The organism is Candidatus Chlorobium masyuteum, from assembly GCF_011601315.1.
GTDB classification, from domain to species: domain Bacteria; phylum Bacteroidota; class Chlorobiia; order Chlorobiales; family Chlorobiaceae; genus Chlorobium; species Chlorobium masyuteum.
This window is the reverse complement of the sequence record NZ_JAAORA010000011.1, coordinates 21,499-31,865: the sequence shown is the minus strand read 5'-3', so window position 1 is coordinate 31,865 and position 10,367 is coordinate 21,499. Positions and strand designations below refer to the sequence as shown.

Below are 10,367 nucleotides of genomic sequence, written 5' to 3'. Positions count from 1 at the left end.
GCCAGTCTTTCAGATTCTGATTGCATAACATCCTCCTTTTCAAAGGGTTACAACTCAATTGACTCCCTTTATAATTACAACAGGATATTATGAATCGTGCCCATCTGAGTTCAAGCACTATATAACGATCAGATGTTTGTTCGAACCCCGAATCTCGGTTCGCAATTGCCGATAAGCCGCCAGTCTTTCAGATTCTGATTGCATAACATCCTCCTTTTCAAAGGGTTACAACTCAATTGACTCCCTTTATAATTACAACAGGATATTATGAATCGTGCCCATCTGAGTTCAAGCACTATATAACGTTGTTGAAGAGCGATAATAAAAACCATCAACACATCACCCTTTTCGTATCATATAGTTCACTGCGTTTGTCGTTACGCCCAACTGCCCGGCAGTCTCGGCCATTGACAGTCCATACTCACTGGTAAACTTTACTGCGAGACTCTTTCTCAATGCAGGCAATATTTCACTTCGGCTTTCTGATCGAAAAAATACAATGGTGGAGCCGCCATCTTGTTTTGCCTCAACAATCTCATGCCGCACCTTTTCCAACCGCTCACGTGCTGGAAGCTGATTATCAATATACTCTTCAGCCTCTGCAAGCAACGATTGCACAAACTCGCCACTCCCCAGAATCCGTTCATCACCCCGCTCCTTCAACTACTGTTTACGCAACGACACTGAACGAGTGGGTCAGCAACCGCTGCAAGGCATTTACCTTACCCGTTTGCCTTCCTGTGTAGCCTTCACAATACGCGCTTGCAGCTTTCTTACTTGATGCCGGGCATTTACCCAATTGATGGTTTGCCAGCCCAAACCGGATGGTGCACATGCCACTGTTCCTGCATTCATTTGCATTCCTTCCGTTAGTAAAGTTCTACAGGTTCTTTTGTGAAGAGAGACCATAAGGAAGTCTGCCCGTTTTCACGTGAGGTAATGTTGCAACCCCTATCCTCCCCATTACAGGATGGCATTCGCTTTTTCCTTGTTCCTTTACCCGCACTCCATCGTTCCTTGTGGTTCGACTGCCCATTGTTCCGGGCCAGAATACGGGCTTAACTTGTTCTGCGTAGTGAACAAATGAGTGATTTAGGCCCTTTCTTTCCACCTGTGGGAGTTGTTGTCAGTGTAATTCCAAATGTAACGGAGATTACCTACCCACTTACCTTTTGGTGCAAGCCTGTCAGCAACTTTGGCTTGTTTCTGTGACGATGTTTATTGACAGTTCACTTGTGTTGACCATGTCACTCCAGCCCTCGCCCCTCTCCGCCTGTTGCTGGCAGATTCAGCGTTTCCTTACGGGTCAGCCTACAGTTTCCTGCGGGTACTTTTCCGACAGCTTCACACGAGGCAATTGCTTATCTCGCATGTGTCGGTGGGCTCCGTTGACTGAACGGGTCCGTTTTACCGGACATTTCAACTACGCGACCTCACGTCGCACTACATTATCAGCACTAAAACTGAAATTGCAAAGATTTCTGTGATCCCGACATGCTCGCTACGGCTAATTGGTTTATTGGTGTGCTTTTATGCGCATAAGTGCTGAAATATATATGCGATTAGCTATATTATTTACAAAAACATAATGCTGTATACGCTTGTATATATGTTTCATAGGATAAAGTGTTACAACCACGACTTCTCCCTTGGTAAAAAGGGTGTATCAGAGCGGTGATGCTGAGCTTTTCTCTCTCTATCCAACTAAGGGATTAATGCTTTTGATGCTTATTAACACGACTTAGCGCCCTATTTCTCTCGTTTCGTAAACAGACAATATTTTGGAAAGGTGGTCAAGAGGGACTGTCGGATATGCTCTTTAATACTGTTGTTTTGTTTTCTTCCCGATGTTAGGCAGACTATCAATCAATCCAAGTGCAGAGCAATTTCCGAAGAGAACTAATTGGGACAAGTTCCATTCACTCTACAAAACTTAAATTTCAAAAGGGAATAACAAATGGCCAAGCAGTCTTATCCTATAATCCATCTCTCAGATACCGAGACACAAGCTTTTAAGGACCAGTATTTTATCCAGCATGAAGCAAAGGGTAAGTTTGAAGAGCTAATAAAAGGATTCATTGAGCCAAATAAGCCCGAAGCGTTAATAAACAATCAGGATTGTAAGTCTCTTCAGACTTGCACAGAAATTTCACGAGTACATAACACGATTCTGATAAATGGTAAGCGTGGCATGGGCAAGACCTCGTTTATTCTGAGTGTTATCGATCAAAACTCGGACTGGCTTAACGATGTCTGCAATCTATGTATCATCGATCCAACCATGATCGAGACAAAAGAGAACATCTTTCTTAACATCATTGTCCGGATCAAAGAGAAGGTTGCTAATTATCGGAAAAATGGAAAAAGTGTCAGTGAGACGTGCTATCAGCCATGGATAGATGCGCTAAATAAACTTGCTGGTGGTTTGAGCGTGCTTGACGGTGTGGGTAGTGATCAGCTTAAAAACGAACTTTGGGATTCCCCTGAACTGATCCTTGAAAGGGGATTAGACAACTCAAAGCATGGTTGGAAACTGGAGGAACGCTTTCACACATTTCTTGAAGTGAGTTTGCGTTTGCTTGGGAAAAAAGTGTTTTTTCTGGTGCTGGACGATATCGATACCTCGTTAAAAGAAGGTAAGGCTATTCTTGAGACGTTGCGCAAATACTTAACGTCTAAGCATTTGATTATTGTTATGCTGGGTGATATCGATCTTTATGCAACCATCGTTCGGCAACTCCAGTGGGAAAAGATGGACCCAAGGGGGACGCTTAACAAGTATGAAAAAGAAGGCACCGAAATCAAGGAGTTTTATCGGTCTCAGATCGAGCATCTTGAAGAGCAGTATCTGACTAAACTCCTGAAGCCGGAAAACCGCATCAAGCTCAAAAGCATTCTTGAGTTGAAAGATGAGTTGAAGGTACAATGTAAGGAGGAGGATGAGCAACCGTTGAGCGATATTGTACGTGATCTTGTAGAGACAACTTTTCTTACAAAGAATCAGTCCCGATATTCAAAACTTTACGAACAGACTCTGCTTGCTCAGTCTATCAGGTCGGTGGTGCAGGTACTGAGAGGCGGGCGTGATTGTAACATAATTCGCTCAAATCAGAATTATCTGAATAAGCCTGACCTCTATGCCTTTGTTGAGGTGTTGCGGCAGATCTTTTTCACCACACTGAAAAAGAATCTGGAGTCGTTCGATCTGCTTTATACAACAAAAGAGCACAACCTACTCAATCGGCTTGCTGTGTATATGTTGAGAAAAGAGATCAACCGCGATTCACACATGAAGCTGCTGCCGGAATATCGTGAAGATGACAAGAACATAACCATGCTGTTCCTCAATGCAGAGATCAATGCTCAACTGACACCGCAGCACTATCTCTCCTATCTCATCAAGGTTGGCTATGCACTTGATCGCTTTGGTGCTATTGGTTATAATGAAAGAACTCTATGGTTAGTTGATCATATAGGTCTGGATAGTGATATATCAAATGCGCATATTTCTAGGCGGTTATTGACAACTTTTAATGTAGGTAAAAAAGGAATGTTTTTTGGTAATATTTTTCTTTCAGACATTAATCTTAAAGACATAAGAAATGGAAAAAACTTGGCTCTTTTTATGAGTCGTGTTTTTTACCCGACGGCCGGACGTTATACTTATTTATCACTTTTTAATCTACTCGGGATATTGGCGGATATTTCATTATTGGTGGTTGATCCAAATAATATTGAGCACAACGGAGTGAGCAAAGACGAGTGGAAAAAGGTACTGGAAAACTCAAATCTCATTCGCGATTTTCATAGCTACCAAGGTAATACCGGCGGTGCACCAGCGGGAGAAGGCACTGATGAGAAGGATAATAAAAATAAATATGATATCGATTCTGATTTAATTGATGAAATAATTAACTGGGTCGATAAGGCTCTTAAGATTAATCAAAAACTATCGGCCGCTGATTTGGCAAATATTTGGATTCGTCTGTCTTATACTCTTAACGGAATTGATAGCGAGATAAAAAATAACACTAAAAACTATGCTGAGATGCTTGATCTTTATATCGCAGCATTGCTTAATGCGGTTTATATTTGTTGTGAGGAGAAAAAAGGTAAAAGTCCTGATATAAAAAACCCTTCAACTGATCCGGATTATTTCTACAAAAAAATAGAAGCGTATGAGGCGTGTAATGAGTATACGCTATTTGACTATCTTTTTAATTGCCCTGCTCTGAGCAGAAAATTAATTGATTCATTGGAAGACTTAAAAGACATAACAGTCATAGCTGGTGATAGGTTTGAAAAGAGAAACAGATCGCATTTAAAAAATAATGTAAAACCCAACAAAGATATAACGAAAGACTTTAGGGAACTAAGCCTAATGCATCAGGTTAATGCATTAGAGTCGATTGAAAAATGGCGGTCTTATTCACTCAGTACGTTACGCAAGAAATTGAGAGTTTTGGGTTATTACAATATACCAAGTGATAATTCTTTCTTGATGAATCTTTTTAATTTGGGAAAGCCCAAGCTATGAGCATCCTGATTGCAACAACCTTTCTCGATTCGCATAAGATACTTGAGTACTACTACGAAAATGGAATGTCTGATTTTGAGAAGCTCAAGAGGCTTCATTTTGCTGAACTCTATGCGCAGGAGCCCTACAAGCCAGACTATTACTTGAACAATGAGCGACTTGCTTTTTTTGAGGGTAAACATTGTCTTGGTGACTATCTGACGGGTTCTATCGAGGCTTTGGCAGATATGCTTTACTTTCGAGGTCGTCAACTCTATGTGCAGACCGATCGGTTTAATGAGTGGCAGGGAGTGATTCTGTGTGTTTCTCCTCTATTGGTGATAGCCAGAAAAATTCATCTTGCCGCAAAAAACGATGCGCTACTTGATACTGTTGAGCTTATCCGTACACATCTGAAGCACACTTGCCTACCTTCGGTTTATGAATCCCATCTCGAAGATGTGTGCCGGAATCAGGATCTTATAGAATGCCACATGCACCTTAACGGAACAACTGAACCGGATATCGTCTGGCAGGACGCATTGCGGCAACCGGTACGATTCTATCGGCATCTTCGTGACTCTTTCCGGAAGAGTGAAGTTGAAGAACAGTATCTGCAACTTGGCCGGTTTGAGCAGCAGGATTTGTACCGACTGTTGCAGATCGCCTCTAAGCTTAGGGATTGTTTGGTAGGCGTGATTGTGGGTCGGCATGGTCTCGCAGAGTTTGCTACACGTGAATTGATGCTGGAAAACCCGTTGCATTACGCTTCCCGAGTCCATCCGATGAAGATTGTGGTTCCTGATATATTGCAGAATTCGATTCAGTATGAAGCGTTATTCCTGCTTCGCGCCTTTTCTTATCTGGACAATGATCATGATGCTCGTTTTGCGGCTCAATTGCATTACTATGTTCTGATTTGCTCGTTCTTTCAGAAGCTGGTCGTACAGCAGAAGCGACAGGTAGGATTCGATCAGTTTCAGAAGATCACGCTCAATGAACTCCGGGAACATAGCGAGAAGAAGTACAAAGCCCGTTTTCAACAGCTTCAGGGTATGCATGGTAACTATCTCGGTATACTCGAAGGGCGATTTGCACCAAAAGACTCCCGAGCGAAGCTGGAGAAGTTCATGGAGGAACTCAAAAAAGGTTATGAATCAGTGGGCGTGCAGACTTTTGACCTGAAGCTTGTACCGCATTTTATAAAAAAACGAGATAAGCGCAAGTCCGAAAAGATCGTAACGTTCAGGGACTTGGAACTCAGATTGGAAAATATACACAATGCTGAGGTTCTGCTTGATGCTATGCGTCGTAATGCAAGTAATGCGGCTGGTTTTGCCCGAAAGCATATCGTTGGTTTTGATGCGGCTGCTAATGAATTGCACGCATCACCGGAGGTGTTTGCCCCTGTATTCCGCAAACTGGCATTCATGGGGTATGAAAACTTTACCTACCATGCAGGAGAAGATTTTGTTCATCTACTATCCGGACTTCGAGCAGTGTATGAAACTGTCGAGTTTCTGGAGATGAAGCCGGGCAATCGTATCGGGCATGCTATCGCATTGGGAATTGAACCGGATTTGTGGAAAAAGAGAATCGGTCGACGTATGCATATCAAGCAGGGAGAATGGCTGGACAATCTCATCTATACGTACCATATTTGCTCCGAAAACGCAGAATTGTCGCACATCTGCCGTAAGCTGGAGCAACCAATTTTCAAATACTTCACAGAAATATACCAGACTGGCGAACATCTAGCGATTCAAACTTTGATCGAAGCTTGGATGATTCGCAAATATGATCCGTTTGTGGCTTTGAAATGGCGAGATCCTGGCGTTTTCGACGGATTTGCGCAACAAGAACGTGAAAAATTTAGTGCAGCCAGTTCAAAAGCGCAAGTTGTATACAGCCAGTATCATTCAGGCGATAACATACGGGAAAGCAATAAACTTATACAGATTGCTTCCGATGAGATTGTTGTGCCTGATGAAATTCGGTTGATGCAATGCTGGATGATAAAGTTCTTGAACAAAAAAGACATTGCTATCGAGATGCCGCCATCAAGCAATGTTCGTATCAGTCACTACAAAAGCTATGATGAGCACCACATGTTGCGTTGGTTTGGTTTGACCCATCCTAACGATCCGAAGCCTATCGTTATTCCTGGAAGTGATGACACGGGTATTTTTATGACCAACTTGCGAAATGAGTATGCACACATTCAGCGAGAGGTCGAATTCAAAGTTGGTAAAGATAATGCAAATAAGGTGATTGCCGATTTGGTCAGAAATAGCAAGGTGTATTCTTTTAGCGCACACTGGGCTTATTCGTAAATCTCTATGGGTCATATTCCCCGCCTCTTGAGGCGTAAAGTATGATAGAGTTATCTTCAAAATACCCCGCTACTTGCGGCGGGGATCTTTATTCCTCCTCGTGGATGCATGTGTTGTATAATATTGATTATGTAAAACAAGCCACTTCAAGAAAACAACTTATAGCTATTCTATGCGCAAAGCGCCGTTGAATGTGTAAGGCTACTCTGATAGCTTTTTTTTGATGGCGATAAGGCGTTCGTTATTCATGCTGTTGAGTTCGCCCTGCAGGTGGTGGATTTTTTCGGTCCACTGGGTAAGCATGCTGGATACCTTTTGGTCGGGTGGCGGAGCATATCGAACGTCCTTCATCTCCTCCTGATCGGGATTTTCGCAGTGCCAGTTCCGGATCACCAGAAAGGTATCGACAGACCGGGTGGCTCTCTACTGCACCCCGTAATATCCAAACCACTCATAACCATGAAATAGAGCGGCCCTGCTGATGTTTTTTTAGGGGCACCGGTCAATTTTATTGAAAAGTTTTCATACCTTGTACCTTTCGTAGTAAAAGTTTTTTCCACACCTTTTGCAGATTACAGGGTATGCAGACCATACAATCAGAAACTGTCGTCTCTCCGCTTCAATCCGCCTCAGATATATCAGAGGAAGTTCTTCATCAGCTTGCCGCACAGCAGAAATCACGCAAAAAGTGGCTTCTTGTCCAGCCGATAAGCAACACCAGCATGATGGTGGATTCAGGATCGGTGAGCATGCCTTTAAACCTGATCATGGTTGCCTCCCTTGTCGGAAAGCTTTTTGACGTCACTTTTATTGATGAACGGCTCGGTAACAAGATCCCCGAAGACCTTTCTGGATTCGATGTTGTTGCCATCACCTCACGCACCCTGAATGCAACAAAGGCATACAAGATCGGTGACGCTGCACTGCGTCAGGGCAAGATTGTAATCCTTGGAGGGGTTCATCCCACCATGCTGCATGACGAAGCCGCCTCGCACTGCACCAGCGTGGTTTACGGCGAAATAGAGTCGATCTGGACGGAACTGGCCACCGATGTGCTTACCGGTAAAATGAAGCCTATCTACCGGGCAAAAGAGCTCAAGCCGATGAGCAGCATGATCCACCCTGATTTCAGTTACGCCCTCTCTTCACCTTCGGCAAAAAAATACAGCTCCCTGATTCCCATTTTGGCAACAAAGGGGTGCCCGGTAGGATGCAACTTCTGTACCACACCGACCATATACGGCAAGAACTACCGCTACCGCGAGCTTGATCTGGTGCTTGACGAGATGCGCTATCACCAAAAGAGACTCAACAAGGAGAAGATCAACTTCTCCTTCATGGATGATAACATCAGCTTCCGCCCGCAGTACTTCATGACGCTGCTTGAAGAGATGGCAAAGCTCGGCGTACACTGGAACGCCAACATCTCGATGAACTTCCTCGACAAACCGGAAGTCGCTGAACTTGCGGGCCGTTCAGGCTGCGATCTGTTGAGCATCGGCTTTGAGTCGCTCAACCCGGAAACCCTGAAAAGCGTCCATAAGGGTTCCAACCGCCTGGGCAACTATGAGACCGTGGTGAGCAATTTGCACAAGAACGGCATTGCCATCCAAGGCTACTTCATGTTCGGCTTTGACAACGATACCGAAGAGAGCTTCCAGCTCACCTACGACTTCATCATGAAGAACCGGATCGAGTTCCCGGTCTTTTCGCTGGTGACCCCCTTCCCCGGCACCCCCTATTTCGACGAGATGAAGCCCCGCATTCGCCACTTCGACTGGGACAAGTACGACACCTACCACTACATGTTCGAGCCAAGCAAAATGTCGGGCGAAAAGCTTCTCTCCAACTTTGTCAAGCTTCAGAAAGAGGTCTACAAAGGCCGCTCCATCATGCAGCGCATGAAAGGCAAGCCGCTCAACTGGGTCTGGTTTGTCAACTACATGATGCACCGCTTCACCAAAAAGCTCTCGACCGAGTACTACTATTGAGGGGTTGGTGACTGCTGGTTGAGAAGGACCTAAATGGCAGAAGAGGGACAGCAAGGAGAGCTATCCCTCTTCTGCCATTTCAATTGCCAACCGTATGAAGCGCTGATACGGAATGCCAACTCGCTTTGCATTGATGCGCACCTCGTTCAGCAACTCTTCAGGCAGACGGAGACTGATTGACGTGTCCTTGCGTTTCAATTCAAAGCGCATCGGAACCATGCCCGAAAAATCATACACACTCAGGTCAGCAGTATCTACGAAAGCTTCGGCTTCGTCGTCAGTTTTGAAATCAGGGAATTTCTATTTCATGAGCTGTTATCTCCTTTGTGTGCATATACCGCGCACTGATCGGTCTTATCAGAACCGTTTCACCATCCCAGTCGAATCCATCAAATTTCATCCGTCTTACTCCACAAAGCATGTATATCTTTTTGCACGTGCAAATATAAACACAAACTCATCGAACTCCCCTGCTTGTCAGTATCATCAAAAACTGGTAATCCAGAAAAGGGGAAGCAAGGAAGTTCGTACCATCACAATTTCTCAACTCTTGCCGGATTTGACACCGCTACAAATAACAATGTGCTGCACACTCGCTATATTACATATTTTATACCCCACAACGAGAGATCAGATTGAATGCCTTTATGCGTGTCAGCCGATCCGCTTTCATCAATCCTGACAAGAGGCTCTCCACAACTTTGATGGTGATACCATATCTCCCGAAAAGAAATGAGTTGCAAGAGTAGCCATTCATGCAGTATCTTTCCGGATACATTATGAGCGAAATCATCATAAAAGCCACTGCCGGTTTTGAACGCTGGCTGAAGGCCTTAAAAAACGTGCAGGCTCGCGCGAAAATTGTTGCGCGAATCAAAAGTGCTGTAAAGGGGAATTTCGGTGATTGCAAGCCTGTCGGAGAGGGTGTTTCGGAAATGCGCATTCATGGCAGATCAGGATACCGAATTTATTTCATTCAGTACGGTTCGATGGTCTATATTCTTCTCGTAGGGGGAAATAAGGGAACACAACAACAAGACATTATTCGAGCGAAAGAACTTGCACGTGAAATCAAGAAAGGAAACTATGAACACTGTGACAATCCGGAATTTTGACCCGGTCAACTATCTCGACAACGATGAAATGATTGTCGAATACCTCAAGGCAACAGCAGAAGATCCGAATCCGGAGGTGTTCCTTGCGGCACTGGGAGATGTTGCACGAGCAAAGGGAATGACCGAGATAGCAAAAAAAACAGGTCTTGGTCGTGAAAGCTTGTACAAGGCATTGCGTCCGGGAGCACACCCTCGCTATGAAACCGTAAAAGCTGTCCTCAAGGCGGTTGGTGTGGAGATGACATTCAAGGAGGTTTCATGAGCAAGAAACAATCATCTCTTTTCTTTCCTGAAGAATGTTTCCATGCCACAGAGGCGGTTCGACCTCATCATTCTCATAATGGAAACTCTCCCGGAATTACTGCATAAGCTGTAATCGTTCCGAGGTACTCATATTCCTTATCTCCGCAAT

9 protein-coding genes are annotated in these 10,367 nt (G+C 44.2%); 5 read left to right on the top strand and 4 right to left on the bottom strand.

Annotated features, from left to right (window positions below):
* Positions 1–339: 339 nt before the first annotated feature.
* Positions 340–663 (bottom strand): hypothetical protein, encoded by a 324-nt coding sequence (locus G9409_RS11805; RefSeq protein WP_166808950.1) that lies wholly within the window; start codon positions 661–663, stop codon positions 340–342.
* 54 nt (positions 664–717) lie between these two features.
* Positions 718–855 (bottom strand): reverse transcriptase N-terminal domain-containing protein, encoded by a 138-nt coding sequence (locus tag G9409_RS11800; protein ID WP_235923352.1) that lies wholly within the window; start codon positions 853–855, stop codon positions 718–720.
* A gap of 1,102 nt (positions 856–1,957) precedes the next feature.
* Here G9409_RS11800 and G9409_RS11795 point away from each other — a divergent pair.
* Together G9409_RS11795 and G9409_RS11790 are read left to right on the top strand one after the other, a co-directional pair.
* Positions 1,958–4,537: a hypothetical protein gene (locus G9409_RS11795; protein ID WP_166808949.1), complete on the top strand. Its 2,580-nt coding sequence runs from the start codon at positions 1,958–1,960 to the stop codon at positions 4,535–4,537.
* The gene (locus G9409_RS11790) at positions 4,534–6,849 is read left to right on the top strand and encodes an amidohydrolase family protein (protein ID WP_166808948.1); all 2,316 of its coding nucleotides are present in this window, start codon (positions 4,534–4,536) and stop codon (positions 6,847–6,849) included. The genes G9409_RS11795 and G9409_RS11790 overlap by 4 nt, the downstream gene beginning before the upstream one ends.
* A 201-nt stretch (positions 6,850–7,050) precedes the next feature.
* Here G9409_RS11790 and G9409_RS11785 read toward each other — a convergent pair whose 3' ends face one another.
* Positions 7,051–7,200, bottom strand: a complete 150-nt coding sequence (locus G9409_RS11785) for a hypothetical protein (protein ID WP_166808947.1) — start codon at positions 7,198–7,200, stop codon at positions 7,051–7,053.
* Positions 7,201–7,430: 230 nt separating this feature from the next.
* Between G9409_RS11785 and G9409_RS11780 the strand changes: the two genes are divergently transcribed.
* A complete protein-coding gene (locus G9409_RS11780; protein WP_166808946.1) occupies positions 7,431–8,840 on the top strand; it encodes a B12-binding domain-containing radical SAM protein in 1,410 nt (469 codons plus the stop codon).
* A gap of 60 nt (positions 8,841–8,900) precedes the next feature.
* Here the strand turns inward: G9409_RS11780 and G9409_RS11775 are convergent, their stop codons facing one another.
* Positions 8,901–9,083, bottom strand: coding sequence for a CopG family antitoxin (locus tag G9409_RS11775; RefSeq protein WP_235923359.1), 183 nt, complete (start codon positions 9,081–9,083; stop codon positions 8,901–8,903).
* Positions 9,084–9,619: 536 nt separating this feature from the next.
* Here G9409_RS11775 and G9409_RS11770 point away from each other — a divergent pair.
* The gene (locus tag G9409_RS11770) at positions 9,620–9,955 is read left to right on the top strand and encodes a type II toxin-antitoxin system RelE/ParE family toxin (protein WP_166808945.1); all 336 of its coding nucleotides are present in this window, start codon (positions 9,620–9,622) and stop codon (positions 9,953–9,955) included.
* The gene (locus tag G9409_RS11765) at positions 9,927–10,217 is read left to right on the top strand and encodes an addiction module antidote protein (RefSeq protein WP_166808944.1); all 291 of its coding nucleotides are present in this window, start codon (positions 9,927–9,929) and stop codon (positions 10,215–10,217) included. The genes G9409_RS11770 and G9409_RS11765 overlap by 29 nt, the downstream gene beginning before the upstream one ends.
* Positions 10,218–10,367: the final 150 nt, after the last annotated feature.

Coding starts and splice junctions, on each gene's coding strand:
- G9409_RS11765 (WP_166808944.1), top strand. CDS start 9,927: ATGAACACTGTGACAATCCGGAATTTTGACCCGGTCAACTATCTCGAC.
- G9409_RS11800 (WP_235923352.1), bottom strand. CDS start 855: ATGAATGCAGGAACAGTGGCATGTGCACCATCCGGTTTGGGCTGGCAA.
- G9409_RS11790 (WP_166808948.1), top strand. CDS start 4,534: ATGAGCATCCTGATTGCAACAACCTTTCTCGATTCGCATAAGATACTT.
- G9409_RS11795 (WP_166808949.1), top strand. CDS start 1,958: ATGGCCAAGCAGTCTTATCCTATAATCCATCTCTCAGATACCGAGACA.
- G9409_RS11780 (WP_166808946.1), top strand. CDS start 7,431: ATGCAGACCATACAATCAGAAACTGTCGTCTCTCCGCTTCAATCCGCC.
- G9409_RS11770 (WP_166808945.1), top strand. CDS start 9,620: ATGAGCGAAATCATCATAAAAGCCACTGCCGGTTTTGAACGCTGGCTG.
- G9409_RS11785 (WP_166808947.1), bottom strand. CDS start 7,200: ATGAAGGACGTTCGATATGCTCCGCCACCCGACCAAAAGGTATCCAGC.